The following is a 25,710-nucleotide window of genomic DNA, read 5'->3' on the forward strand; positions in this document are numbered from 1 at the left end:
TGGCAGATCGCGACAGCTGTAGCAGTCTGAGACAGACCCAGCCGTTATAGACGATGGTCTAATTGCACGCCCTCCCGGCGAAGCAATCGCCACCCCCGAAGCGCCAGCCAGACGCCTCGCGCCAGCCGACCTGTCCAGAACAGGCGCCAATCCGCGCCAGCCGGGGCTTTGCCAGGGGGTGCGGGTGGCCAGACGCGTGAGAACGATTATGCTTTCAGATGAACTGGCGGCCCTTCGCAGGGTCACCTGTATTCACGCATCTGCAATCCGTACGACCTGTCATCAGCCCCGGGCTCGAGTGCGGTAACGGAAATTGAGGGACTCCGGCCCAGAACAACAACAAGACGGAGACGAACATGGCGCAGACATACAGCCCCACGGCGGGCAACGCTCCTCACAAAGGCATCACCAAGGAGGAGCGCAAGGTCATCTTTGCCTCGTCCCTGGGTACGGTGTTCGAGTGGTACGACTTCTACCTCTACGGCTCCCTGGCGGCGATCATCGCCAAGCACTTCTTCGCCGGGGTCAATGAAACCACCGCCTTCATCTTTGCCCTGCTGGCCTTCGCCGCCGGCTTCGCGGTACGGCCCTTCGGCGCCATCGTGTTCGGCCGGCTGGGCGACATGATCGGGCGCAAGCACACCTTCCTCATCACCATCATCATCATGGGCATCTCCACCGCCGTGGTCGGCCTGCTGCCTGCCTATTCCAGCATCGGCGTGGCGGCACCGATCATCCTGATCACCCTGCGGCTGCTGCAGGGCCTGGCCCTGGGCGGTGAATATGGCGGCGCGGCAACCTACGTGGCGGAGCACGCGCCCAAGGGCAAGCGCGGCTTCTTCACCTCGTGGATCCAGACCACCGCCACGCTCGGCCTGTTCCTCTCGCTGCTGGTGATCATGGCCTGCCGCACCGTGCTGGGGAACGAAGCGTTCGAGGCCTGGGGCTGGCGGATTCCCTTCCTGCTGTCGATCCTGCTGCTGATCGTCTCGGTGTACATCCGCCTGCAGCTCTCCGAGTCGCCGGTGTTCCTGAAGATGAAGGAGGAAGGCAAGGCGTCCAAGGCGCCGCTGACCGAATCCTTCGGCCGCTGGGACAACCTCAAGGTGGTGATCATGTCGCTGCTCGGCGGCACCGCCGGCCAGGCCGTGGTCTGGTACACCGGGCAGTTCTACGCGCTGTTCTTCCTGCTGCAGACGCTGAAGATCGACGCGCAGACCGCCAACCTGCTGATCGCAGGCTCCTTGCTGCTGGGCACGCCGTTCTTCGTGTTCTTCGGCAGCCTCTCCGACCGTATCGGCCGCAAGAAGATCATCATGGCCGGCTGCATTCTCGCCGCGCTGACCTACTTCCCGATCTTCCACGGGCTGACCCAGTTCGGTAACCCGGACGTGTTCGCCGCCCAGGAGAAGAACCCGGTCACGGTGGTGGCCGACCCGAGCGCCTGCTCCTTCCAGTTCGACCCGGTGGGCAAGGCGAAATTCGTCAGCTCCTGCGACATGGCCAAGAGCCTGCTGGCCAAGCGCGCCATCCCCTACGAGAACATCAAGGCCGAGACCGGCGCGCTGGCCCAGGTGCATGTGGGTGACAAGATCATCGCCAGCTTCGAAGGCGCCGGCATGCCAGCGGCGGAGTTCAAGGTGCAGTCGGAAGTCTTCACCGCGCAGCTGGCCGCCTCGCTCAAGGAAGCCGGCTACCCGGAGAAGGCTGACCCGGCGAAGATCAACCACCTGATGATGCTGGTGCTGCTGACCATCCTGGTGATCTACGTGACCATGGTCTACGGGCCGATTGCCGCGTGGCTGGTGGAGCTGTTCCCGACACGCATCCGCTACACCTCCATGTCGCTGCCCTACCACATCGGTAACGGCTGGTTCGGCGGCTTCCTGCCCACCGTCGCCTTCGCCATGGTGGCGGCCACCGGGGACATCTACTACGGCCTCTGGTACCCCATCGTCATTGCGGTGATGACGGCGGTGCTGGGCATCCTGTTCCTGCCGGAGACCAAGGATCGGGATATCACCCACTGATGGGCTGTGCGTCGCCGGAGCCCCCCTCTCCCCAGCCAGGGTTAGGGAGAAGGAACGCCCAGCTCCGAGATTCCATCCACAAACAACCCGGTACCGTCTCAGCTGCTGTCGCAATGTGCGACAGCAGCTCCTTATCGAATCCACCAAAAAACAAAATAATCCCTTTAAATTCAATAAATTAAACAAAAAACACAGCCTTGGCACAGCCGTTGCGATGCTCCGCCTCAGCGACTCCCAGACCGGGAGCACGAACAGACAACAAGAGGCCACCGCAATGCTCGCTTCCCTGCCCATCAAGCCCGAATCCCGCGCCTTCCTGCAGCGCGCCCCGAAGATGCTGATCGGTGCCGACTGGACCTCCGCCAGCGACGGCGCCCTGATGGACCTGCGCAACCCGGCCACCGGCGAAGTGCTCTGCCAGGTGCCGGCCAGCACCGCCGAAGACGTCGACCGCGCCGTGCGCGCCGCGCGCCAGGCCTTCGATGATTCGGCCTGGAGCCGCACCCGTCCGCGCGAACGGCAGAACCTGCTGTGGAAGCTCGCCGACCTGATGGAGCGCGATGCCGACCTGCTGGCCGAGCTGGAATGCCTGAACAACGGCAAAAGCGCCGCCGTCGCCCGCGTGATGGACGTGCAGTTGGCCATCGACTTCCTGCGCTACATGGCCGGCTACGCCACCAAGATCGAAGGCACCACCGTCGACGTGTCCATGCCGCTGATGCCCGACGGCGACTTCCACGGCTACATCCGCCGCGAAGCCGTCGGCGTGGTGGGTGCCATCGTCGCCTGGAACTTCCCCCTGCTGCTGGCCTGCTGGAAGCTCGGCCCGGCGCTGGCCACCGGCTGCAGCGTGGTACTCAAACCCGCTGACGAAACCCCGCTGTCCGCACTGAAACTCGCCGAGCTGGTACTCGAAGCCGGCTACCCGGCGGGCGTGTTCAACGTCGTTACCGGCACCGGCATCACCGCCGGCGCCGCCCTCTCCCACCACCCGCTGGTGGACAAGCTGACCTTCACCGGCTCCACCCCGGTGGGCAAGCAGATCGGCAAGGCGGCCATGGACAACATGACCCGCGTGACCCTGGAGCTGGGCGGCAAGTCGCCGACCATCGTCATGGCCGATGCCGACCTCGCCACCGCCGCCGCCGGCGCCGCCCAGGCGATCTTCTTCAACCAGGGCCAGGTCTGCTGCGCCGGCTCGCGCCTGTACGTGCAGCGCAAGCACTTCGACAACGTGGTGGCCGACATCGCCGGCATCGCCAACGGCATGAAGCTGGGCAACGGCCTGGACCCGAGCATCGACATGGGCCCGCTGATCTCCGCCAAACAGCAGAAGCGCGTGTTCGACTACATCGAACTGGGCCGCGACAAGGGCGCCACCATCGCCTGCGGCGGCGAACAGTTCGGCCCCGGCTACTTCGTCAAACCCACGGTGATCGTCGATGTCGACCAGCAGAACCCGCTGGTACAGGAAGAAATCTTCGGCCCGGTACTGGTCGCCATGCCCTTCGACGACATCGAAGACGCCCTGCGCCTGGCCAACGACAGCCCCTACGGCCTGGGCGCCAGCGTCTGGTCCAACGACCTGGCGGCGGTGCACCGCATGGTGCCGCGTATCAAGTCCGGCTCGGTGTGGGTCAACTGCCACAGCGCGCTGGACCCGGCGCTGCCCTTCGGCGGCTACAAGATGTCCGGCGTGGGCCGCGAGATGGGCGCTGCCGCCATCGAGCACTACACCGAGCTGAAATCGGTGCTGATCCGCCTGTAAGCCCGCGCCAGAACTTGCAAGCTCGGTAGGAGCGGACTCCGTCCGCGATAGGTCCGCACCGCGCCGGAAATCATCGCGGACAGAGTCCGCTCCTACGCTATCAGGTGGCACCGCAGCTTGGTGCCGATATCGAACCATCTACCTCGCCCGCGCGGTCCCCCTGCGCGGGTCTTGCATCCCCCGGTCGCGGCAGCGCGCGGGGGATTTTTTTGCCCGGCTCAATCCCGATCCGGCGCCCCCAGTGGGAACAGCGGCCGGTGCGGCCGCGCCTCCTCCACCGCGCGGGCGAAGGATGGGCGCGCCAGGAGGCGGGAGCGGTAGGCACGCAGCGTTGGGTACTGGTCGCCGATGGGATGGGTCCAGTCGGCGTAGAACAGTGAAGGAGCCGCCGCGCAGTCGGCGAGGCTGAAGCTGTCCCCTGCCGCCCAGGTGCGCCCGGTCAGTTCCTCTTCCAGCCAGGCGTAGGCCAGTTCGAGCTTGCTCACCGCATGGGCCAGACCTTCCGCGCGCTTGCCCGCTTCGCCGCTCATGGCCCCCAGAACGGCGTGCTGTACCGGGGTCATCACGTGCCAGTCGAAGAAGCGGTCGAGGAAGCGCACGTCCAGCGCCTGTAGCGGGTCGTCCGGCAGCAGGCGCACCGGGCCGGGATGCTTCAGGTGCAGGTACTCGATGACGATGCTGGTCTCGGCGACGCTGTGCTCGCCGTCCAGCAGCACCGGGAACTTCGCCAGCGGCCACAGGCGCAACCAGTGCGCGCCATTCTCCGGCTGATCCGGGCCGAGGCAACGGAACTCGAAAGGCGTGGCGTTCTCGTAGAGGGCGATCAGCACCTTCTGCGTGTAGGAGGAAAACGGATGGCCGAACAGGACGAGGGACATGGCGAGGTCACCTGAGGCAGACGAAAGTACTCAGCCTAGACCCGAATGCCGACGGGCGAAGCGAGCATGACCGTCGATCCGATCAGGCCACCGCACAAAGCCATCCGCTGCGCATGGAACCTCCGTCCCAGAGCGGCCCATCGCCACTACACAAGCCGCCACCCATGTCGTTTTTGGTCATGCCCATGGCGATTTCGAGCAACTCGCCACCCCCGCACTGCCTTAGCTTGAGCCCCGCGTGAAGCGCATTGCCGCCACGCGGATTCCCCGGCCTCGGCTTGCAGCCCCTCGGCGAGGGGAAGCTGCGCCCGGCTCTGCGTCACCGCGCCCTGGATAACAATTTCAATAAAAGGCCGACAGATGAGTGCTCCCAGTGCAAAAGGCGCCCATGGCGATCTGGTGCAGGGCTTCAAGCCCCGCCACGTCACCATGCTTTCCATCGCGGGCATCATCGGCGCCGGCTTGTTCGTGGGCTCCGGCCACGCGATTGCCGCCGCCGGCCCCGCCGCCATCGTCGCCTATGCCCTGTCCGGGCTGCTGGTAGTGCTGGTGATGCGCATGCTCGGCGAGATGGCCGTGGCCAGCCCCGACACCGGCTCGTTCTCCGCCTATGCGGACCAGGCCATCGGCCGCTGGGCCGGCTTCACCATCGGCTGGCTGTACTGGTGGTTCTGGGTGCTGGTGATCCCCATCGAGGCCATCGCCGCCGGGGTCATCCTCAACAACTGGTTCCCGCAGGTCGAGACCTGGGTGTTCGCCCTGTCGATGACGCTGCTGCTGACCGTCACCAACCTGTTCAGCGTCGCCAAGTACGGCGAGTTCGAATTCTGGTTCGCCATGCTCAAGGTGGTCGCCATCGTCGCCTTCATCGGCCTCGGTGCCGCCGCGCTGTTCGGCCTGCTGCCGGGGCGCGAGGCCAGCGGCCTGAACAAGCTGATCGGCGAGCACGGCGGCTTCATGCCCAACGGCTGGACGGCCATCTTCAGCGCGCTGATCACTACCCTGTTCAGCTTCATCGGCACCGAGGCGGTGACCATCGCCGCCGCCGAATCCAGCGACCCCAGCCGCAATATCGCCAAGGCCACGCGCTCGGTGATCTGGCGCATCAGCGTGTTCTACCTGCTGTCGATACTGGTGATCATCTCGGTAGTGCCGTGGAACGACCCGCGCCTGGTGGAGATCGGCTCCTACCAGCGCACCCTGGAACTGCTGCACATCCCCAACGCGCAACTGCTGATGGACCTGGTGGTGCTGGTCGCCGTGGCCAGCTGCCTGAACTCCTCGGTGTATATCGCCTCGCGGATGATCTACTCGCTGAGCCGCCGCCACGACGCACCGGCCTTCATCCAGCGCACCTCGGCAGCCGGCGTGCCGCGCGCGGCAGTGATCGCCAGCACGCTGATCGGCATGTTCACCACCCTGCTCAACTTCTTCGCACCCGGCCGCCTGTTCGACTTCCTGCTGGCCAGCTCCGGCTCCATTGCCCTGCTCGCCTACCTCGCCATCGCCGTGTCGCAGTTGCGCATGCGCGGCATCCTGCGCCGGCGCAACCACGAGCTGGTGTTTCGCATGTGGCTGTTCCCCTGGCTGACCTGGCTGGTAATCGGGATCATCAGCTTCATCCTCGCGGTGATGTTCATCATGCCGACGCACCGCATCGAAGTGAGTTCGACCCTGGCGCTGACGGTCATTATCATCCTGCTCAGCCAGACCCGCCGGCGCTCCTCGCACCCCATCCAGCCGGCCGTCAGCCGCCGCGCCGTGCGCGGCTGAGCAGGTCACCAACCCAAGCAGACGAGGTGCCGATTGGTCGAACGCCGCCAGTTCAGTGGTGCCATGCAGGGCCGCAACCTGCGCTACCTCGACGGTGAGGCCACAGAGCCCGGCCGCCTCGCGCGGGTGGGCTTCCTGCTGCTCGAACACTTCTCCCTGCCCGCCTTCACCCAGGCGCTGGATACGCTGGTCACCGCCAACCTGATCCGCACGCAGACTTTCGCCACCGAAACCTTCAGCCTTGATGGCGAATCGGTCACCAGCGACCTCGGCCTGGTGATCTGCCCCGACGCCACGCTGAGCTCGGTGCAACTCGCCGAGCTGGACCTGCTGGTGGTCTGCGGCGGCTTGCGCACACCGCTGCGCGCGATACCCGAACTGACGCGCCTGCTGCAGACGGCCGCCGACAAGGGCATCGCCCTCGCCGGCCTGTGGAACGGCGCCTGGTTCCTCGGCCAGGCCGGCCTGCTCGACGGCTACCGTTGCGCCATCCACCCGGAGAACCGCGCGGCGCTGGCGGAGATCGCCCGGCACAGCGAGGTCACCAGCGAGAGCTACCAGGCCGACCGCGACCGCCTCAGCGCCGCCAGCCCCACCGGCGCCTTCAACCTGGTACTGGAGTGGATCAACGCGCGCCACGGCCGCGAGCTGGTGGACGCTATCGTCGACATCCTCGCCTTCGAGGAATCGCGCTTCCGCCGCACCCGCCCGTCGCTGCACGAGAAGCTCAGCGAGCCGCTGCGCGAGGCGATCAACCTGATGAGCGCGAACATCGAGGAACCGCTGAGCCAGGACCAGCTGTCGAGCTACGTTGGCCGCTCCAAGCGGCAGATCGAGCGGCTGTTCCAGGAACAACTGGGGACCACCCCGGTGCGCTATTACCTGGAACTGCGCATCACCGAAAGCCGCCGCCTGCTACAGCATTCCAGCTTGCCGATGGTCGAGGTGGCGCTGGCCTGCGGCTTCGTTTCGCCCAGCCATTTCAGCAAGTGCTACACCTCGTTCTATGGCTACTCGCCGTCGAAGGAAGCGCGCCACGGTTGTGTGAAAGCCCAGCGCAACGTGTAGGACGGGCGGGGACTGGGCGTCCCCGCCCGTCCTACAGGGAAACTCTGGCGTTGGGCGGTTCGCGAGCAAGCTCGCTCCTACATCCGCTTTCCGCCCCTTCGCTCTCTAGGGACTTCCAGCGAAATGTCCGCGCACTCCGAACGGCCCCCACACTTTGCGGCCATAAAAAACCGCGCCCTGGGGCGCGGTTCTTCATCCGGCAGCCGATCAGCCCAGCGGCGGCGTGCTCGGCGGCACCAGGCGCTTGGAGCCGGTGGCCTCGAAGGCGGCGGCGAAGCGCAGCAGCGCCGAGTCGTCATAGGCGCGACCGGCGAAGGTCAGGCCCACCGGCATGCCGATGTCGGCCATCACGCCCATCGGCACGGTGACGGTCGGCACGCCCAGGTGACGGATCGCCAGGTTGCCGTTGGCGACCCAGACGCCGTTGCTCCAGGCGATGTCAGCCGATTCCGGGTTCACGTCGGCATCCGCCGGGCCCACATCGGCCACGGTGGGGAACAGCACGGCGTCGAGCTTCAGGCCGTCCATCCAGTCTTCCAGGTCGAGCTTGCGGGTCTTTTCCAGGCCGCGCAGGCCGTCAGGCAGGGTCTCGATCTGGTCCCAGGTCTTCAGGCCGCGCTTGGCCATGTTGACGTACTCGTCCATACCGGCGACCAGGTCATCCTCACGGTTCGGCAAGGTGCCCGGATCGTGCGGGAAGATCTTCGGGCCATCGACGTCGGCCAGCTTGTTCAGCTTGGGGTCGCCGTTAGCGCGGAGGAAATCGTCGAAGCCCCAACCGGACAGTTCCCACAGCTCATCGTGAAGGAACTCGGGCGAGACGATGCCGCGGTTGTACACCGTCGGCGCGCCAGGGCGATCGCCCTCGCAGTTGGAGACCAGCGGGAAGTCCACTTCGATGACTTCGGCGCCGGCGGCCTCCAGGGCCTTGCGGGCCTGTTCCCAGAGGTCGATGACCGAGGCGCGGGTGTGGATACGCTGGCCAGTCGGGCCGCCGATGCCGGGCTTCTCGCTGGTGCCGGCCAGTTCGTCCTTGTTGATGAACATGCGCGGCACGCCCAGGCGCTTGCCCTTGAGGGTTTCGGGGCCGGCGGCGAGCTCCAGGTAGGACGCCGGACGCACGTCGGCGACGGCGGGAATCGGCACCCACGGCTGCAGGCGCCACAGGTCGCCGCGCTTGTCGGCGTCTTCGGCCACCACCACGTCGAGTACTTCCAGCAGGTCGGCCATGGTGCGCGCGTAGGGCACCACCACGTCCATGGTCGGGGTCAGCGGCCAGTTGCCGCGCACCGAAATCACGCCACGGGACGGGGTGTAGGCGCACAGGCCATTGTTCGAGGCCGGGCCACGACCGCTGGACCAGGTTTCTTCCGCCAGGCCGAAGGCCGAGAAGCTCGCGGCGGTCGCGGTGCCGGCACCGTTGGAGGAGCCGGAGGCAAAGGGCGCGGTGAGGAATTTGCGGTTGTACGGGCTTTCCGCACGGCCGTAGACGCCGCGCTGCATGCCACCATTGGCCATGGGCGGCATGTTGGTCTTGCCCAGGCAGATGGCGCCGCCAGCGCGCAGGCGCTCGACGGTGAAGGCGTCGCGGTAGGCGACCAGGTCCTTGAAGGCCGGGCTGCCGGAGGCGGCGGTCAGACCCTTGACCAGGTAGCTGTCCTTGGCGGTGTAGGGAATGCCGTCCAGCGGGCCGAGGGTTTCGCCACTGGCGCGGCGGGCGTCGGAGGCTTCGGCTTCCTTCAGGGCCTGCGCGTTGCGCACGACCACGGCATTGAGCCGGGTCGGGCCATCGTAGGCGTCGATGCGCGCGAGGTAGGCCTTGACCAGTTCGACCGCGGTGGTGCGGCCCGACTCCAGGGCTTCACGCAGCTGCGCAATGGAAACTTCGGTTACCTCGATCATGCTTTCACCGTCGGCTGAAGGTTGGTGGGAAGGAGCAGGTCTGCGTCGCGACGGACCCAGACGGCGCAAGTCGGAAAATGCGTGTTCATCTCGATTCTCTTGTACTTCTGTTACGCGACGGGAGTGAGTGTACCGTCGGCCGGCGGCAGGGTTCAGCGCCCGGCGGACAAACCGGAAGCGCATCAACAGGCTGTGAAAGGCGAATACAGCCGCCAGGGCGCACACACTGGCATGCGCGATCAGAATACACAACAGTCGTAAATTAAAAAAAACGCCCGCCGAGTGGGGGGACTCGCCGGGCGATAGTCGGGCGCTGTGGGGAGCGCCCTGGAGAGTGAATCAGCGAAAGCCCGATGGCCGATGCTGACGCAGGCTATTCGCCGCCTGCCGGCGCTGGGCGGGTCGCTGGGGGGAGCGGCCCGCTCGAAGACGTATCAACCTGGAAAGATCATCAACTGTGCTGCGCGCACTGGTAGGCGGCATCCAGCAGCTCGCCCTTGTCCTGCCAGGCGCTGCGCTGGTACGCGCTGAAGTGGTTACCACCAGCGATTGGAGTCACCCGGACGATGCCGCTGGCCTGCAGCGGATCAGCGCTGCCGGTGAGCAACTGGCGGGTGGCGCCGCTGTCGCTGACGAAGGTGGCGGTGCCGGGGGTGAGCCTGCCGTCGACGCAGCTCAGGTAAGTGCTGCTGTCCTGGGCGGTGGTGCCGCCGAGGCTATCCCAGCTCAGTTGGGTTTCGGAGGTTGCCGCGCAGCCGGTCAGGCTGGCCACGGCCAGCAGTAGCGGGCCAAGGGTGATACGGGCAACCAGGCGATTCGGGGTGGGGCGCGGAGTGTTCATCGATTCGGTCCCTTGGTCGGTGCAACCAGCTCTTGGGACAGATAGTCAGCCGCTCCCGGCTCGCGTACCACTCGATTGCATCGATAGTGAAACTCGACGCCGTCGATGGTTGCGCGCCGTAGCGCAGGAAGTTCGAACCCTCCCGCCGAGCCCGGTCGCCAATCAGGAATCCCCCGCCATTGCGCCCTGGAGGACACGCCATGAGCTACCACGGGGACCTGTTCAAAGGCCTGCTGCGCGCCGCTCGCGACCGGGTGAACGAGCGGCGGGAACGCCGAAGCGTCAGGCCAGCTCCATCACCATCTCGTGCCACGCCATGCCGCCGTGGTCGGACGCCGACGGTTTCACGTAGCGGTAGCCGAAGCGCTCGTAGAGCGGCACGTGGCGGTCCTTGCACATCAGGTGGAGGGTGCGCTTGCCCAGGCCGGCCATGCGCTCGATGAAGGTGCGCATCAGCAGCGTGGCGTAACTCTTGCCCTGCTGCGCCGGGTCGATCACCACCGACATGATCACCACATTGGGCGCCGCCGGATCATGGCCGATGAGCTCCTTGAACTCCTCGTCGGACATCACCACCTCGTGCGCGCAGCCGCTGTTGATGAAGCCGATGATCTCGCCACCCAGCTCCATGATCAGGAAGCCTTCGGGGTACTGCGCAATGCGCGTGGCGATCTTCTCGCGGGTCGCCGCCTCGTCGCCTTCGTAGGCGGTGGTTTCGATCTCGAAGCAGCGGTCGACGTCGGCGGGGGTGGCGGTACGGAAAGTCGGTTGGGTCATGACGGGGGATTCCTGGCAAAGCAAAATCGAGGCGATAGGTTAACTCGGCCGCCTCTTCGCTGCCGCTCAGTCGAAAAACTGCATGCCCCGATAAGGCTGCCGCCGACACTCGTCAAGGCGCGATTCCAAGCTGCCGACATGGACTTCAAGACGGTGGCCATCCGGGTCAAGGAAGTAGAAGGAATCGCCTTCGCTGGAATTGTCTTTCCATGCCTCGACCGGCACGGCAAGCAGGCGCCCGCGCAAGGTAGCGAAATTACTCTGCTCGACTGAAAAGGCGTAGTGCGTGTAATCCCGACGCGGATCGACCCGACCATGGTCATCCAGCGAGAGACACAGCCAGAGATCGCCCATAGCCAGGTAGCACCCAGTCGCCCAACTCGCCCGGAGCCTCGCTCCCAGTACCTCCTGATAGAACTGGGTGCTGCGCGACAGATCGGTGACGGCCAAGGTCAGGTGATTCAGTCCGGTGAGCATGGCGTGAGTCCGCGATCGATGAGCCTCAAGCATGCCAGAGGCGCGATGCCAGGGGCTGCTAGCAGATTCCTACCGAGCAACCGTTCCCACCAGCACCGTCTCTGTCCTGGCCCCCGGCATCATCGCCAGCAGCCCAGCGACCAGCTGATCACCTGCTGCGTGCAGCGCCTCCAGCGGCATCTCCGGCAGGCTTTCGAGGATGAACCACATGCGCTGCGCCTCAGCGTCCAGGCGCGTGCGCACACCCTGTCGCCAGTTCCAGCGGCGGCAGGTGACGCCGAGGTCGTCGCGCCAGATGACTTCGCCAGCGTCGGGCGATTCATGGGCCGGCGCGCCGTCTTTCATCGTGTCAAAGGTTTCGCTGCCGTCGGCGACCATCAGGCGCGGAGTGCCGGCGTAGGCGGCGAGATTCTCTCCCCCTACCGGAATGGCGAACTGCACGCTGACGGCGTTGTACAGGTCCACCAGCGGATCGATGCTCGGCAGGCTGCCGTCTCGCAACGCGCGCTTGCGCAGCGCCTCCGCCGAACAGGGCGTGCGCTGGGGCTTGGCGCCGAAGCGGCGGAACACCTCGGCCCACGCCGCCAGATGCACATCGGCCCACGCCGGCTCGCCTGCCAGCAGTGCCGAGCAGGCGCGCTGCTGGGCCTGCTCCGCCACCTCCGGATGGAGGATCGGTGCGGCATCCACGCTAATACTCAGGGCGCGGAAGCCGGGGGCGATGGCGGCGATCGCAGAGTCGATATGGGGAGTGACGGGCTGCATGACGGAATCCTTGGCGTAAGTCGAAAAGCGCGGTGAACCGGTCGATCCAATAGTCCGCCTCAGCGGCGGACGAAGTTGCGTTTGTTGTAGTCGCCCCAGGCGACGGACAGGGTTTTCAGCACACACAGCAAGGCGGTCCATCTGGACTTCATGGGTATCTCTCCGGGTCAGTGGGAAGGGAGGGCGAACAGCGCGCCACCCCGCTATTTCTACAGACCAGACCATGCCGCTGCCATGAAATCCCCGAATGCATGATTCACCCAGCTAATGAATGGCAGTTGAAAATTACATCTGCTTATCATCGCTCACCAGCTGATCCGCACCCCGATGCTGCCCGACAGGGATTCGAGGTTCTCACTGTCGATATTGCTGGCGTAGCTGGTTGCGGCGTACAGGGCGACCTCCTCGGTCAACCGCGCGGCGACCCCGCCGCCAATTTCCAGCGAGCTGCTGTCGTGGTCGGTGCGGATCGCCTCCGAATGGTCATAGACCACCGCATCGCGGCCGCCGAAGTTATGCCAGAGGTTGGCACGCAGCCAGGGCTCCAGCGGTGTGCCGTTGACCTGGTAACGCCCCTTCAGGCGCGCACCGAGGCGGCCGGTGTAGTACTCCTGGGTATCGAAAGCGATGTGGGAAATCCCGTCGTCGTCGCTGTCCAGTTCAGCCTTCTGCACGATCAGTTGGGCCTGCGGCTCGATGACCCAGCGCGGGCTCATCGGCAAAGGCAGACCCGCCTCGGCGGAGACGGCCCAGGCGTCGCCATCGAGGTCGATCCTGCGCCCACGATCCGAGCGGCTACGCCCGTCCAGGCGGGTGCCCAGGGCGACCAGGTCGAGATAGCCACCGGTGGGGTCGCTGAGCGTCCAGTAGGCACCCAGGCTGTCGCCCTCCAGGTCGAGGTTGCCGCTGCGCAGGTTCTCGAAGCCGAGGTTGAAGCCCTTGGCGCTGCCGTCGAGGCTGGAGTGCCCGACGAACAGGCCGGCGCGCTGGGTTGAGCCGTTTTCCAGAGTGAGGGCGAACAGGTCATGTCCAATCTGGAAGCCGTTGAGGTTGCCATCGAAGTTCGGCGAGACGGTGCCCGCCCAGCTCTGTCGCAGGTCCTTGCCGTACACCCGGACCCAGCCCGCCGGGGCTACGCCTGATTCGCCGAGCAGGCTCTGCTCGCCCTGGCGTTCATGGAAGGTGCCGACGGCGTTGAGCACCAGCAGCGAGGCGACGGGTGGGACGATGGAGTAGACCGGCACTTCGGGACGGTACAACACCACGACTTCGCCAGACGCCGGTGTGGGCAGTGCGGGGGTACCCGGCGCCGCCACCGGCAGCGTGGCGGCTGGAGCGGGCACGGCGGGAGGGACAGGTGGCTCGGGCGGTGAAACGGGGGGCACAGTCGGCGGTACCTCGGGCGGAACGGGCGGGACCACTGGCGGCTCCGGAGGCACTCCGGGTGAAACGGGCGGGACTACCGGCGGCTCCGGAGGCACTCCGGGTGAAACGGGCGGGACTACCGGCGGGTCCGGCACAACCGCCGGAGGCAACGGCGGCGTCGCGACGGTCGAGCGCAGGTACCAGCTGTTCTCCGAACCGGCGGTGTAGCCACCCTTGAACAGGTAGTACTGGTAGGGGCCGGCGGAGACGCCGCCGGCCAGGCTGAAGGCATCGTTGCTGCTGACCGCGCCCTGCCCGGCTTCGACGACCTGGATACCATTGAGGGCGGTGAGCGCGCCGACGCCGCCGAGGTTGCCGATTTCCAGCGCCGTGCTGCCAGCGATGCTGCCCCGGTTTACCACCAGGCGATCAGAATCGGCGTCATCGCCCGCCAGCACGCTTTGCAGGCGCAGGGTGCCAGCGCTTCCCAGGTAATCACTGTCAACGCTCAGGCGGTCGGCGGCGCTGGCCCCGGAAGTCGTGAGGTCGATTAGCCCGGCGTTCACCAGTCGCGCGCTCAGCGCCGGGTTGCTCGGCACGATGCTGCCCCGGCTGGAAGCCAGCAGGCTGCTGGCGTCGAGCATCAAGGTGCCGCTACCCGAGGCGCTGTCGCCCAGGACCAGGGAGTCGTTCAGATCCAGGCGCGAACCCTGGGTCAGCGCGATGCTTTCCCACTCGAGGTAACGCCCGCCGCGGTTGGTGCTGGTGCCACTGAAGATGAGGCTGTCGGTACCCTTCCCACCGTCGAGAGTGGGCAGGGTTCCCAGTTGGACTTCGCTGAGATGGCTGAGCGTGGCGCTATCGTCCCCCTCGCCCATGAGGATGGCGCTGTGCACCGTGCCGCCGCCCGTCCAGTTCAGCTTGTCGTTGCCGAGGCTCATCAGGATCTGGCCACGAATATCGCCGCCGGTGAGGGTGATGCTGTCATCGCCACTGCTGACGCTCAGGTTGCCGCCAATAGTGCCGCCGGAAACGATGATGGTGTCCTGGCCGAAGCCGGTGACCAGGTTGCCGATGATCGAGCCACCGGAGAGGTCGAACAGGTTGTTGTCCAGCTTCATGTCCACCCGACCGATGCTGCCCCCACTCATCCGCGCCGAGTCACCGTCCTCGAAGGCTCCAATGATGGTGCCGCCGGTCATGCTGAAAGTGTCGTGCTGGTCGCCCTGGGCCAGCGAGCCGATGACGCCGCCGCTCATGAAGAAGTCGTCGCTACCCTCCCCCTGGCTGACCGCCCCGTGGATGGTCCCGGCACTCATGCGCAAGCTGTCGGCGCCGCTACCCTGGCGCAGGGCGCCGCCAATGCTGCCCGAGTCCATGACTACCGTGTCGTCGCCGTTGCCAAAGGCAACATCGCTGCTGATGACGCCGCTGCCGCCCGTAGGAAAGCTCAGGCTGTTGCTGCCGGCGGTGTCGTTCAATGCGGTGGCGCTCCCCGAACTGCAGACGTGCTGGTCGTTACCGGCCGAGACGGAAAAACTGCAATCGGCCCTGGGGGATTCACCGGGCAGGAGGAAGGTCAAAGGGATGACCGCACCCAACGCGTGATGCAGACAGGACCTTGTCATCGTTGTTGTCTATCCCGGTGTTGGCGTTCAGAAAGTCATAGTTGAGCACTCGGATATAGCAATGCCGGCAGTCGGCCAGCAGCCCTGCTCTTTCACCATCGGCGCCATGGATGCTTTAGCCGGGCTCAACCGGGAGGCTTTAGAAATCGTGCATTGAAGTGCGGCCTCGCCAGCGGTGAGATGGAGCGGCGGACAACCCGCCGCCCCCGACAACAACGAGAAAGAGGTTCGCGCCCCATGCGCACGCTGATCAAAGTCCTGGCCCTGGCTTCCACCACCCTCCTCGCCGTGCCCTTCGCCGCCACCGCGGCAGATGCGTCCAAGGCCGAAGCACCCAAGGCTGAAGCCCTCAAGGGTGAGAATCCGGCCTTCGTGGTACACAAGCTGACCGACTTCCTCTACGCCATCGGCGAGCCGAACTACTACCAGAAGAACTATTCGTACCTGCTGGTGGGTTCGGAGCAGGCGCTGATGTTCGATTCCGGCGCCAATCAGAAGGAGGACATCACCCAGGTCGCCCGCCAGATCACCGACAAGCCGCTCTCGGTGCTGCCCTCGCACCTGCACTTCGACCACCTGGGCGGGCTGCACAATTTCCAGAGCATCTACCTGGTGGATACGCCGTTCACCGCCAAATTCCGCCGCGCCGACGGCCTCTATCAGGTGCCCGAGCCGGTCTACCTGGGCAACATCGACCACATGATCCTGGCGCCCTTCAAGGTGTCGCGGCTGGTGAAGCCCGATGAAGTGATCGACCTGGGCGGCCTGAAGCTGCGCCTGCTGAGCATGCCCGGCCACACCCCGGACGAAGTCGCGCTGTTCGATGAGGCGCACAACATCCTGCTCTCCGGCGACCACCTCTATCCGTCCTGGCTGCTGGCGGGGAACCTCAAGGACTACGTGGCCTCGCTGGATTCCACGCTGAAGGTGATCAACCCGCAGACCACCCTCTACGGCGCCCACGCCGACGAGGACCCGAGCCAGGTGCCGGCCATGACCTACGCCGATGTGTTGGCGGTGCGCGACAAGATGCAGCAGATCCAGGCCGGCCGCGCCAAGGGCGAAGCCTTCAGCGACCCGGAGCTGATCAAGAGTTCGGAGCTGTACAAGGTGGAGAAGGACATCAGCATCCTCACCGACATCCAGTTCACCGATGGGCGTGGGTATGGGTATTGATGGCCCCAGGTTACGCCCAGTGCAGTGCTCGGCCATCGCCCCCGCCCTGGCTACGCGCCCGCTCCGAAGGGATGGGGAGCTGTTCGCACCGGCTGACGTCATGGTTCCCGCCTGCACCGAACGGTCCCCTCTCCCTTCAGGGAGAGGGAAACGCAGGCACGGAGTCACCTGATCCTTGTAGGAGCGAGCTTGCTCGCGAACAACGGCCAATCGTTCTGCACTGGCGCATCAGGTTGACTCGGGTTCGCGAGCAAGCTCGCTCCTACAGACACTTCCAACCCACTGCAAAACCGGTCTAGCCCTACTCCCCAATCGCCAGCAACCACTCGACGAACGCCCGGACCTCCGGGCGTTCGCGTTTCGCCTCGGGGCAGACGACGTAGTAGTTGTGCACCGCCGCCACCGAGATGGGCAGCGGGCGCACCAGCCGGCCCTCGTCGAGGTCGCGCTGTGAAACCGTCTCGTCGCTGAGCGCCACGCCGAAACCATCGCGGGCCGCCTGCAGGAGCATGCCGAAATCCTCGAAATGGATATCCTCGGCGCCACCCCGGCTGTAACCGGCCTCGGCCAGCCATTGCTGCCACTGGCTGCCGTCGTCCTCGTGCAGCAGCCGATGGCGCGCCAGGTCGGCGGCCTCACGGATGGCCAGCGGCCCGCGCAGGTACTGCGGGCTGCACACCGGCGTCATGCGGATGCCGTGCAGCAAACGCCACCAGACACCCGACCACGGCGGCGTGCCATAGATCACCGCCACATCGGCGCGGCGCCAGTCCACCTGCGGCATGCCCGGTGCGGTGATCACGCTCACCCGCACCGAGCGCGATTCCTCCATGAAGCGCAGCAGCGGGCGGGTCAGCCACTCCACGCCCTCGGCGGGAGGGATCGACAGGCAGATGTCCACTCGCGCCTCTTCCGGCCGGACTCCGGCCTGCAGCGCCTGGACGGCCTCGGTGATTTCGCCCATGGCGCTGGCCACGCGCTTCTGCAGCTCCCGCCCGCTGGCGGTCAACACCCGTTGCCGACCGCGCTTCTCGAACAGCTCCACGCCCAGGCTGGCCTGCAGCGCCTTGATCTGCTGGCTGACCGCGCCGGTGGTGACATGCAGCTCAACGGCGGCCGCCGCCAGGCTGCCCAGGCGGGCCACGCTCTCGAACACCCTGAAGCTGTGCAGCGGTGGAAGGGCCATCTTCTGAAGAAATCCTGAACAGACCAAGGCGGACGGTTATAGCAGGACCGGCCTTTGCGAGGGAGCGCGGCGCGGCGCCAGCGTCGCTGGCCCGCCATTTGCGTTGGCCTGTGTACAGGCGGCCGCAAAGAACCTTTCGGAGCTCTGCCTGCAGCTAACAGGTGCTTTTGGAGTCACTTGTGCACACATAAAGTGCAAGCGAGGCCGAGTCAGGATTTCATGCAGAACACCTATTTCAGAGCCACCCATCCACCTGAAACACATAACCGACCGGTCAGATTCCGGACCGCCGGACACAAACATGTATACAAAACAGTGGATATTTCCCACGCACTTTGTCTACAGTGGCCGCACAACAAAAACAAGCGAGTCCTCAGCCATGAATGATCGTTCAGCTGTAGCGTCTGCCGGAGCACGCCCGGAAGACGAGAACCTCGGAATCGGCGCCAACCTGGCGTACGGCCTGCAACACGTTCTGACGATGTACGGCGGTATCGTCGCCGTTCCCCTGATCCTCGGCCAGGCAGCCGGGCTCTCGCCCAGCGAGATCGGCCTGCTGATCGCCGCTTCGCTGTTCGCCGGTGGCCTGGCCACCCTGCTGCAAACCCTCGGCCTGCCCTTCTTCGGCTCGCAAATGCCGCTGGTGCAGGGCGTATCCTTCGCCGGTGTCGCCACCATGATCGCCATCCTCGGCGGCGGCTACGAAGGCGGTGGCATGCCCGCCGTGCTCGGTGCAGTGATGGCAGCCTCGTTCATCGGCTTCCTGATCACGCCGGTGTTCTCGCGCATCACCAAGTTCTTCCCACCGATGGTCACCGGCATCGTCATCACCACCATCGGCCTGACGCTGATGCCAGTGGCGGCACGCTGGGCCATGGGCGGCAACTCCAAGGCGCCGGACTTCGGCAGCACGGCCAACATCGGCCTGGCCGCCCTCACCCTGGTGATCGTCCTGCTGCTGAGCAAGCTGGGCAGCGCAACCATCTCGCGCCTGTCGATCCTGCTGGCCATGGTGATCGGCACGGTAATCGCCGCCGCCCTGGGCATGACCGACTTCTCCCGCGTGGCCGAAGGCCCGATGGTCGCCTTCCCGTCGATCTTCCACTTCGGCATGCCGACCTTCCACATCGCCGCCATCATCTCGATGCTCATCGTGATCATGGTGACCCTGGTGGAAACCTCGGCGGACATCCTCGCCGTCGGTGAAATCATCGGCACCAAAGTCGACTCCAAGCGCCTGGGCAACGGTCTGCGCGCGGACATGGCGTCGAGCATCCTGGCGCCGATCTTCGGCTCCTTCACCCAGAGCGCCTTCGCCCAGAACGTCGGCCTGGTCGCCGTCACCGGCGTGAAGAGCCGCTACGTGGTGGCTACCGGCGGCCTGATCCTGGTAACCCTCGGCCTGCTGCCAGTGATGGGCCGGGTGATTGCCGCCGTGCCCACCTCCGTCCTCGGCGGCGCCGGCATCGTGCTGTTCGGCACCGTGGCGGCCAGTGGGATTCGTACCCTGGCGACCGTGGACTACCGCAACAACATGAACCTGATCATCGTCGCCACCTCCATCGGCTTCGGCATGATCCCGATCGCCGCGCCGAGCTTCTACGAGCACTTCCCGAGCTGGTTCGCCACCATCTTCCACTCGGGCATCAGCTCGGCCGCCATCATGGCCATCGGTCTGAACCTGCTGTTCAACCACTTCAAGACCGGCAACTCGGACCAGCAATCGGTGTTCGTCGCCGCCGAGGAACGCACCCTGCGCTACCGCGACATCGCCGCGCTGAACGAGGGTGACTACTTCCAGAACGGCAAGCTGTACGACGCCGATGGCAACGAGGTTCCTGTTATCGGCGACGATCACGACGAGCACCACGCGCCCGCCGCCAAGCCGGTAAAGCGCGAGACGGTGAATAGCAGCGCCTGACGATCAGTCCGACGCCCATGAAAAAGGCCCCTTGCGGGGCCTTTTTCATTTTCATACCTCGAGCTTTCAGTGGGAGCGAGCTGGCTCGCGAAGAGCAGTACCGGCACCACGAGCGTCAAGCGGTTCGCGAGCAAGCTCGCTCCTACCCAAAAGCGAAAGACTGTTCGTGAATCAGTGCAGCGCCACCGCCGAGTCCTCTTCGGCCGAAGCCACCACCATCGCCACTGGCCCGGCCAGCGCCAGCGCCGACTCTGGAGCCGGCTCCGGCTCTGGCTTTGCCGGTGCGGTGACCTCCAGCATCAGCGGCGCCGAGGGCCCACCTCCCGGCGGCGGGTTGACCACCACCACGGCCAGGTTGCCGGCGGCTGCCACATCCTCGGGTAGCAACTGAAAGGCCAAGCGCATGCTGTCGGCCAGCGACGTCTCGCGCTCCACACCATTTACCTGCACCCGCGCGCCACGGCTGAAGCCCTTGCCACGCAGGGTGACGTACAGCGACTGGGCATCGAGGACCGGCGGCTGCGCCGCGGTGATGACCGCCACGGGGTTTTCCAGCGGGTCCTTGCGCCGGGCGTCGCCGGCGGACTGGCGGGTGCGGAACAGGCTATCGAGGACCTCGGCGAACTTGTCCGTGGCCTGCTTGGACGCCATCCCGACCAGACCGGACATGGCCATCAACCCGTAGAGATTGACGCTGGCCGAGTCACTGCCGGCGTTCACCGTCAGCAGCACCGCGCGCACGATCAGGTAGAGCATCAGCGCCAGCGCCATGCCGATGCAGGGCTTGAGCAGGTACCACCAGATCCAGCTGGCCATGAAGCGGTCGTTGCCGACGAAGTCGCCGAAAGATTTGGCGACATGGACGAAGCTACCCAGCGCGCCGGCAACCATCACCATCACCAGCAGCCGCGCATCCGGCCCCGGGCACCAGCCGATCAGGCATTGCACGCCGGGGTCGCCCACCGCGCCGGCGGGCGGAAACTTCGGGTAGAACGGCGGCCACAGGCAGACCAGGACAACCGCGAGAACCAGGGCGAGGAACATCAGTCCCGCGCCCATCAATGTGATCTGTAAAGCATTGGCTCGTCGTCTCTTGCTGCGTGTCTCCATCATGCGCTCCGGGCAGAAGGCCAGCGAGAAAAACACCCTGCCGCGAAGGGTGTTTTCCGCCTTCGCACGACGGACAGAGAAATTCACGTTAGCGCAGTGCAAAGCCGCTGCAAGAGGCGTTGGTGAATTTTTAACCGCTGTCTCGCCAGCGTTACGTAAAGCCGCCGAAACAGTGCCCGCAAAGGCCCGGCCTCAAGCCACTTCGGCCTCGGCCAGGGGCGTATCCAGCAGTCCGATAAAAGCCCGCAGCGCCGGCGTGTCGGTGCCCCGGCGCCAGAACAGCCAGGTCGTAGCGTCGGCATGCTGCGGCGCCAGCCGGTGGATCGCCACGTTACGGCCGCCGGCCAGGCTGTCGAACATCGCCCGCGGAATGATCGCCACGCCACCGCCCGCCGCGATGCAGGCGAGCATGCCGTGGTAGGACTCCATCTCGACGATCTTGCCCGGCACTACCCGGTGCTCGGCGAACCAGCCTTCCAGGCGCTTGCGGTAGGAGCAGGTGTCGCGGAAGGCGAACACCGTCTCCCCCGCCACATCCCGCGCATCGTGTACCGGCGCATGGTGCCTGGCGCTCATCAGCACCAGTTCCTCGCGGTACACCGGCTTGCCGTCCAGCTGCGGGTGGTTGGCCGGGCCGTCGGCGAAGGCGGCGATGAAGCGGCCGGAGAGCACCCCGTCGATCATCTCGCCCGACGGGCCGGTGGACAGGTCCAGCTGCACCTTCGGGCACTGCTGGTGGTAGCGCGCCAGCATCTCCGGAATACGCACCGCCGCCGTGCTCTCCATCGAGCCCAGGGAGAAGCCGCCGTGGGGCTCGGCGCCCACCGCCACCTGCCTGGCCTCCTCCACCAGATCGAGGATGCGTTCGACGTAGTCGAGGAAGCTGCGGCCGGTCGGCGACAGACGCAGGCGCAGTTTTTCGCGAATGAACAGCTCGGTACCCAGCTCGGCTTCCAGCTGCTTGATCCGCGTGGTCAGGTTCGAAGGCACGCGGTGTAGACGCGCCGCGGCAGCGGTGATGCTGCCCTCGTGGGCGACGGCGCGGACGATTTCCAGCTGGGTGAGGTCCATCATTCTCTCCAAGAGAAAGAGTCTTTCTTGATTATTCATTTTACATGAATGAATCCGCATCTTAATTTCTGCCCCATCCCGGAGCCAGTGCGCCCGGACGAACGACCGGCCTTACGCCTCACACCGAACAAGCAGGACTCAGCATGAACCAGATCGCCGCCATCCCCGCTGCCATCTCCCGCAGCCCCGCCACCGGCCAGGAACTGGCCCGCTACACCTTCGAAGACGCCGCCCAGCTGGAAACCTCGCTGGCCCGTACCGATGCCGCGTTCCGCCAATGGCGCGACACCGGCATCGCCGAACGTGTTGCCGTGCTGCGCAAGATGGCCGAAGTCCTGCGTGCCAACGTCGAGCCGATGGCCCGTATGGAAGCCCAGGAAATGGGCATGCCGGTCACCCAGGCGCGTGGCGAGATCAACAAGTGCGCCAACCTCTGCGAGTGGTACGCCGATAACGGCCCGGCCATGCTCGAAGACGAGCAGACCAGCATCGAAGGCGCGTACATCTCCTACCTGCCGCTGGGCCCGGTGCTGGCCGTGATGCCGTGGAACTTCCCGACCTGGCAGGTCATGCGTGGTGCGGTGAGCATCATCCTGGGCGGCAACACCTACGTGCTCAAGCACGCACCGAACGTCATGGGCTGCGCCTATCAATTGCAAAAAGCCTGGCGGGATGCCGGCCTGCCGGAAGGCGTGTTCGAGGTGCTGAACGTCGAGCCGCCGCTGGTTTCCAAGGCCATCGCCGATGACCGCATCGCCTCCATCGCCGTGACCGGCAGCGTCGACGCGGGCGCCGCCATTGCCTCCCAGGCCGGTGCCGCGCTGAAGAAGTGCGTGCTGGAGCTAGGCGGTTCCGACGCCTTCATCGTGCTCGCCGACGCCGACCTCGACGCCGCTGTGAAAGCCGCCGTCGCCAGCCGCTTCGGCAACTGCGGCCAGGTGTGCATCGCCGCCAAGCGCATGATCCTCGAAGAATCCATCGCCCCGGCCTTCACCGAGAAGCTGCTGGCCGCCGTCAAGGCGCTGAAGATCGGCGACCCGCTGGCGGACGACACCTTCGTCGGCCCCATGGCTCGCTTCGACCTGCGTGACGAACTGGACGGCCAGGTGCAACAGGCCATCGCCGACGGCGCCACGCTGCTGCTGGGCGGCCACAAGCTCGAAGGCGAAGGCAACTACTACGCACCGACCGTGCTGGCCGACGTGAAGCCGGGCAACACCGCGTTCAAGAAGGAAATCTTCGGCCCGGTCGCTTCGCTGATCGTCGCCCGTGACGCCGAGCATGCCCTGGAGCTGGCCAACGACAGCGAGTTCGGCCTTTCCGGCGCCATCTGGAGTGCCGACAAGGCCAAGGCCCAGCACATGGCCCGTCGCCTGGTCAGCGGTGGCGTGTTCATCAACGGCTTCTCGGCTTCCGACCCCCGTGTACCGATCGGCGGCGTGAAGAAGAGCGGCTTCGGTCGCGAGCTGTCGCACTTCGGACTGCGCGAGTTCACCAACCCGCAGACCGTGTGGATCGACCGCAAGTAAGTCGATTCGCAAGATAAAAAAGCCCCTGCCGTTCGCGGCAGGGGCTTTTGCTTTTTACGTTCCTTGTCAAATCACGATGGTCTTCGCGCCGTGCGGTTCGCGAGCAAGCTCGCTCCTACAAGGAGAGACGGTGCATCCCTGTAGGAGCAAGCTTGCTCGCGAAACCGGCGCACGCCGCCTCTTCCACAAGTTGCGTCAGGGTTTGACCGTACCCTTCTTCAGCAGAAGAAGCTCCCGGGTGCTATGCCGCAGATTCTCGGCCAGGCTGCCTTGCTCGTTGAAGCAGTCTTCGACGAGCCAGCCGCCAGCCGTGCGATGCAACAGCAGGCCGAGATTGCGATCCTCCCCCGTCAGTGCATCCTTGAGCACCACCCGGGCCTTGATGCGCTCATCGTCCAGCGGGGTGAACGCCAGCGACTTCACCTTGATGTCGCCCCAGTCCTGGCAATCGCACAACGGGTCGCCACCCAGGTAACCCAGTTCACCACCGGCGGCATCCTGGTCCGCTTTCATCAGGGCGATCAGCGAAGCGTCGTAGACGTCCTCCTCCTTCAGCGTCTTGTTCGGCACGCCCGGGCCATCCGGCGAATAGCTGGCGTACAGCTGGCGCAGGAAGCGCTCCGCACTGGCGGTATCCGCCACCGGCGTCGAAGCCGCGAGCGAAGTATCGAAGAGCGTCAACAGGATCAGCGACAGGGCAAAGGCGGATCGCAGGAAGGCCATGGGATTCTCCATCGGGCAGCCGGGCATCATCGCCCGACGAGGCCTCGAAATTCCGTGAAGTGGTTAAAGCTGCGGCCGATAGCCAGCCCTGCCGCCAAGGTCCCCGGCGGGCACCCGAGTAGGATGGGTGGAGCTTGCGATACCCATCGAGCGGGCCGGAAAGTGAATCGATGGGTATCGCTGCGCTCCACGCCATCCTACGAAGAGCCCCCACGCGAACGTCCGGTGGGTTCGAGGGCGCATAACGCCAGCGGCGTTATGCGCCGGGGGCTGTTCGATCAGGAACGAGGGCGATAACCCTGCGCCAGTAGCCAGCCCTGGAAGGCCCGGCGCCGCTCCGGCGGCAGGTCCGCCAGCACCTGGGCCTCGGGCTCTGCGCGCAGCCGTCGCAGCCAGGGCGCCAGTTCCAGGCCGTCGAGGTGCCAGATGCCCAGCGGCTGGTCGGCGCTGACCACCACTTCCGCCTCGTCGACGAATTCGCCTTTCAGCACGGGGGCGCGCTCGATGCGCAGGCTGGCGAAGTCCGCCTGCACGTGGCTCGGTTGCTCGTCCGGCCAGGCGCGGCGCGCCAACCAGAACGGCTGATTGGCCCACTGCGTTTCGCTGGCATAGAAGTCGCGGCCGACACGGGCGAAGCGCAGGAACAGTTGCTCGACCCGTTGCTGATGGAAGCGTTTGGCTAGCTCCGCGCGCTCCGGCGCGCGCAGCAGCGTGTTGATCACCAGCGGCGCCTGCAAAGCCGAGGACAGCGACTGGAAGATGCCGTTGCCGGACAGCGGATCAACCGCCATCGCCGCATCGCCCACGCGAATCCAGTTATCGCCGCAGGCTTCCAGGCAGAGGATCGCCGTGCTGCTGCGGGCGTGCAGGTCCAGTTCGCGCTCTGTAGCAGCACCGAAGAACTGCCGGACCAGCTGCGACTTGGCGCGGCGCTCGCGGCAGTAGTCCAGCAGTTGTTCGCGGTGCGGCAACTGACTGCTGGCGACGTCCAGGGTGAGCTGCCAGTAGCAGCGCCCATCCTCCAGCCGGGCCATCCATGCCCAGCCATCGGGCAGGCTTTCCACTGCCGTCGCCAGCGGGCCGGGTTCGGCCTGCCAGCGATTGAGCAGGCTCAGGGTCTCCGGGCCGCGCCGGGCCCTGCTGCCCTTCTGGTTCAGCGGCGCCTGCCGGCCTCGGGCCTCGACCAGAAAGGCGCCCTGCACTTCCCGGCCGCCTTCGAGCTTCACGCGCCAGCCGGGGCCTTCCTCGGCCACGGCCAGCACCTGGGCTTCGATCAGCTCGACGCCCGCTTGCTTCAGGTCCTCGCGCAACCCGGCATCGAAGCGCGGGCGGTCGATGACGCATTCGATGTTCTGCGCGCTTTCCACGCCATTCCAGTGCACGCGCCGTTGCGACGGCGGCGCGGCGCACTCCAGCGCATGCTTCAGGCCGGAATTGCGCAGGCCTTCCAGCACACGCTGGGACACACCTTCCACGGCGGCGAAGCGGCGCCATTCGCTGATGACGACGACGGGATGGCCCAGGCGGCGCAGGCCGAGGGCGACCGCCGCTCCGGCGGGGCCGGCGCCGAGGATCAGGATGGGGAGGTCACTCATGCTGCGGAGGCCCTCACCGAGCCCTGGCTGCGCGCCCCGCTCCAGAGGGAGAGGGGACTGATTGGCGCGCTTAGGTGTTTCTGCGCAGGCCGACAGCTACAGGAGAGTTTCAAGGTGGAACACATGC

The 25,710-nt window shown here is 65.9% G+C and carries 19 protein-coding genes; 7 read left to right on the forward strand and 12 right to left on the reverse strand.

Annotated elements, in window-relative coordinates; all coding sequences use genetic code 11:
• Positions 1-356: 356 nt before the first annotated feature.
• Positions 357-2,030 carry an MFS transporter gene (locus CTR55_RS17870; protein WP_296288165.1) on the forward strand — a complete coding sequence of 558 codons (1,674 nt, stop codon included), beginning with the start codon at positions 357-359 and terminating at the stop codon, positions 2,028-2,030.
• A 274-nt stretch (positions 2,031-2,304) separates the two neighbouring features.
• Positions 2,305-3,798, forward strand: coding sequence for an aldehyde dehydrogenase family protein (locus CTR55_RS17875; RefSeq protein ID WP_296288166.1), 1,494 nt, complete (start codon positions 2,305-2,307; stop codon positions 3,796-3,798).
• 218 nt (positions 3,799-4,016) lie between these two features.
• Here CTR55_RS17875 and CTR55_RS17880 read toward each other — a convergent pair whose 3' ends face one another.
• A complete protein-coding gene (locus CTR55_RS17880; RefSeq protein WP_296288167.1) occupies positions 4,017-4,676 on the reverse strand; it encodes a glutathione S-transferase family protein in 660 nt (219 codons plus the stop codon).
• A 360-nt stretch (positions 4,677-5,036) separates the two neighbouring features.
• Between CTR55_RS17880 and gabP the strand changes: the two genes are divergently transcribed.
• Both gabP and CTR55_RS17890 read left to right on the forward strand, forming a co-directional pair.
• Positions 5,037-6,449, forward strand: a complete 1,413-nt coding sequence (gabP, locus tag CTR55_RS17885) for a GABA permease (protein WP_296288168.1) — start codon at positions 5,037-5,039, stop codon at positions 6,447-6,449.
• Between the two features lie 63 nt (positions 6,450-6,512).
• Positions 6,513-7,517, forward strand: coding sequence for a GlxA family transcriptional regulator (locus tag CTR55_RS17890; protein ID WP_296288387.1), 1,005 nt, complete (start codon positions 6,513-6,515; stop codon positions 7,515-7,517).
• Between the two features lie 207 nt (positions 7,518-7,724).
• Here CTR55_RS17890 and CTR55_RS17895 read toward each other — a convergent pair whose 3' ends face one another.
• The 6 genes from CTR55_RS17895 to CTR55_RS17920 all read right to left on the reverse strand — a co-directional run bounded on the left by CTR55_RS17895 (position 7,725) and on the right by CTR55_RS17920 (position 15,125).
• A complete protein-coding gene (locus tag CTR55_RS17895) occupies positions 7,725-9,419 on the reverse strand; it encodes an amidase (RefSeq protein WP_296288169.1) in 1,695 nt (564 codons plus the stop codon).
• 451 nt (positions 9,420-9,870) lie between these two features.
• Entirely contained in the window at positions 9,871-10,260 is a 390-nt protein-coding gene (locus CTR55_RS17900) for a hypothetical protein (RefSeq protein WP_296288170.1), read from the reverse strand.
• A gap of 282 nt (positions 10,261-10,542) precedes the next feature.
• A complete protein-coding gene (locus CTR55_RS17905) occupies positions 10,543-11,037 on the reverse strand; it encodes a GNAT family N-acetyltransferase (RefSeq protein ID WP_296288171.1) in 495 nt (164 codons plus the stop codon).
• Between the two features lie 66 nt (positions 11,038-11,103).
• A complete protein-coding gene (gene fos / locus CTR55_RS17910) occupies positions 11,104-11,514 on the reverse strand; it encodes a fosfomycin resistance glutathione transferase (protein ID WP_296288172.1) in 411 nt (136 codons plus the stop codon).
• 69 nt (positions 11,515-11,583) lie between these two features.
• Positions 11,584-12,279 carry a B3/4 domain-containing protein gene (locus CTR55_RS17915; RefSeq protein WP_296288173.1) on the reverse strand — a complete coding sequence of 232 codons (696 nt, stop codon included), beginning with the start codon at positions 12,277-12,279 and terminating at the stop codon, positions 11,584-11,586.
• Between the two features lie 305 nt (positions 12,280-12,584).
• Positions 12,585-15,125, reverse strand: coding sequence for an autotransporter outer membrane beta-barrel domain-containing protein (locus CTR55_RS17920; RefSeq protein ID WP_296288174.1), 2,541 nt, complete (start codon positions 15,123-15,125; stop codon positions 12,585-12,587).
• A 384-nt stretch (positions 15,126-15,509) separates the two neighbouring features.
• On the opposite strand from CTR55_RS17920, the gene CTR55_RS17925 reads away from it, so the two are divergent.
• Positions 15,510-16,448: an MBL fold metallo-hydrolase gene (locus CTR55_RS17925; RefSeq protein WP_296288175.1), complete on the forward strand. Its 939-nt coding sequence runs from the start codon at positions 15,510-15,512 to the stop codon at positions 16,446-16,448.
• 301 nt (positions 16,449-16,749) lie between these two features.
• On the opposite strand, the gene CTR55_RS17930 is transcribed toward CTR55_RS17925, so the two are convergent.
• The gene (locus CTR55_RS17930; RefSeq protein ID WP_296288176.1) at positions 16,750-17,634 is read right to left on the reverse strand and encodes a LysR substrate-binding domain-containing protein; all 885 of its coding nucleotides are present in this window, start codon (positions 17,632-17,634) and stop codon (positions 16,750-16,752) included.
• Positions 17,635-18,013: 379 nt separating this feature from the next.
• On the opposite strand from CTR55_RS17930, the gene CTR55_RS17935 reads away from it, so the two are divergent.
• The gene (locus CTR55_RS17935) at positions 18,014-19,555 is read left to right on the forward strand and encodes a nucleobase:cation symporter-2 family protein (RefSeq protein ID WP_296288177.1); all 1,542 of its coding nucleotides are present in this window, start codon (positions 18,014-18,016) and stop codon (positions 19,553-19,555) included.
• A gap of 171 nt (positions 19,556-19,726) precedes the next feature.
• On the opposite strand, the gene CTR55_RS17940 is transcribed toward CTR55_RS17935, so the two are convergent.
• Entirely contained in the window at positions 19,727-20,614 is an 888-nt protein-coding gene (locus tag CTR55_RS17940) for a hypothetical protein (RefSeq protein ID WP_296288178.1), read from the reverse strand.
• Between the two features lie 243 nt (positions 20,615-20,857).
• Positions 20,858-21,736, reverse strand: coding sequence for a LysR family transcriptional regulator (locus tag CTR55_RS17945; protein WP_296288179.1), 879 nt, complete (start codon positions 21,734-21,736; stop codon positions 20,858-20,860).
• A 143-nt stretch (positions 21,737-21,879) separates the two neighbouring features.
• Here CTR55_RS17945 and CTR55_RS17950 point away from each other — a divergent pair, with 143 nt between their 5' ends.
• The gene (locus CTR55_RS17950) at positions 21,880-23,265 is read left to right on the forward strand and encodes an NAD-dependent succinate-semialdehyde dehydrogenase (protein WP_296288180.1); all 1,386 of its coding nucleotides are present in this window, start codon (positions 21,880-21,882) and stop codon (positions 23,263-23,265) included.
• 195 nt (positions 23,266-23,460) lie between these two features.
• Here CTR55_RS17950 and CTR55_RS17955 read toward each other — a convergent pair whose 3' ends face one another.
• Both CTR55_RS17955 and CTR55_RS17960 read right to left on the reverse strand, forming a co-directional pair.
• A complete protein-coding gene (locus tag CTR55_RS17955) occupies positions 23,461-23,988 on the reverse strand; it encodes a DUF3828 domain-containing protein (protein ID WP_296288181.1) in 528 nt (175 codons plus the stop codon).
• A gap of 278 nt (positions 23,989-24,266) precedes the next feature.
• Positions 24,267-25,583, reverse strand: a complete 1,317-nt coding sequence (locus CTR55_RS17960) for a lycopene cyclase family protein (protein WP_296288182.1) — start codon at positions 25,581-25,583, stop codon at positions 24,267-24,269.
• Positions 25,584-25,710: the final 127 nt, after the last annotated feature.

The sequence above is a fragment of the Pseudomonas sp. genome, assembly GCF_002796985.1.
In the GTDB taxonomy this organism is placed as follows: domain Bacteria; phylum Pseudomonadota; class Gammaproteobacteria; order Pseudomonadales; family Pseudomonadaceae; genus Pseudomonas.

Bases quoted from the DNA above. Each gene is read 5' to 3' on its own strand.
- CTR55_RS17870 (WP_296288165.1), top strand. From the start codon at position 357: ATGGCGCAGACATACAGCCCCACGGCGGGCAACGCTCCTCACAAAGGC.
- CTR55_RS17875 (WP_296288166.1), top strand. From the start codon at position 2,305: ATGCTCGCTTCCCTGCCCATCAAGCCCGAATCCCGCGCCTTCCTGCAG.
- CTR55_RS17880 (WP_296288167.1), bottom strand. From the start codon at position 4,676: ATGTCCCTCGTCCTGTTCGGCCATCCGTTTTCCTCCTACACGCAGAAG.
- gabP (WP_296288168.1), top strand. From the start codon at position 5,037: ATGAGTGCTCCCAGTGCAAAAGGCGCCCATGGCGATCTGGTGCAGGGC.
- CTR55_RS17890 (WP_296288387.1), top strand. From the start codon at position 6,513: ATGCAGGGCCGCAACCTGCGCTACCTCGACGGTGAGGCCACAGAGCCC.
- CTR55_RS17895 (WP_296288169.1), bottom strand. From the start codon at position 9,419: ATGATCGAGGTAACCGAAGTTTCCATTGCGCAGCTGCGTGAAGCCCTG.
- CTR55_RS17900 (WP_296288170.1), bottom strand. From the start codon at position 10,260: ATGAACACTCCGCGCCCCACCCCGAATCGCCTGGTTGCCCGTATCACC.
- CTR55_RS17905 (WP_296288171.1), bottom strand. From the start codon at position 11,037: ATGACCCAACCGACTTTCCGTACCGCCACCCCCGCCGACGTCGACCGC.
- fos (WP_296288172.1), bottom strand. From the start codon at position 11,514: ATGCTCACCGGACTGAATCACCTGACCTTGGCCGTCACCGATCTGTCG.
- CTR55_RS17915 (WP_296288173.1), bottom strand. From the start codon at position 12,279: ATGCAGCCCGTCACTCCCCATATCGACTCTGCGATCGCCGCCATCGCC.
- CTR55_RS17925 (WP_296288175.1), top strand. From the start codon at position 15,510: ATGCGCACGCTGATCAAAGTCCTGGCCCTGGCTTCCACCACCCTCCTC.
- CTR55_RS17930 (WP_296288176.1), bottom strand. From the start codon at position 17,634: ATGGCCCTTCCACCGCTGCACAGCTTCAGGGTGTTCGAGAGCGTGGCC.
- CTR55_RS17935 (WP_296288177.1), top strand. From the start codon at position 18,014: ATGAATGATCGTTCAGCTGTAGCGTCTGCCGGAGCACGCCCGGAAGAC.
- CTR55_RS17940 (WP_296288178.1), bottom strand. From the start codon at position 20,614: ATGGGCGCGGGACTGATGTTCCTCGCCCTGGTTCTCGCGGTTGTCCTG.
- CTR55_RS17945 (WP_296288179.1), bottom strand. From the start codon at position 21,736: ATGGACCTCACCCAGCTGGAAATCGTCCGCGCCGTCGCCCACGAGGGC.
- CTR55_RS17950 (WP_296288180.1), top strand. From the start codon at position 21,880: ATGAACCAGATCGCCGCCATCCCCGCTGCCATCTCCCGCAGCCCCGCC.
- CTR55_RS17955 (WP_296288181.1), bottom strand. From the start codon at position 23,988: ATGGCCTTCCTGCGATCCGCCTTTGCCCTGTCGCTGATCCTGTTGACG.
- CTR55_RS17960 (WP_296288182.1), bottom strand. From the start codon at position 25,583: ATGAGTGACCTCCCCATCCTGATCCTCGGCGCCGGCCCCGCCGGAGCG.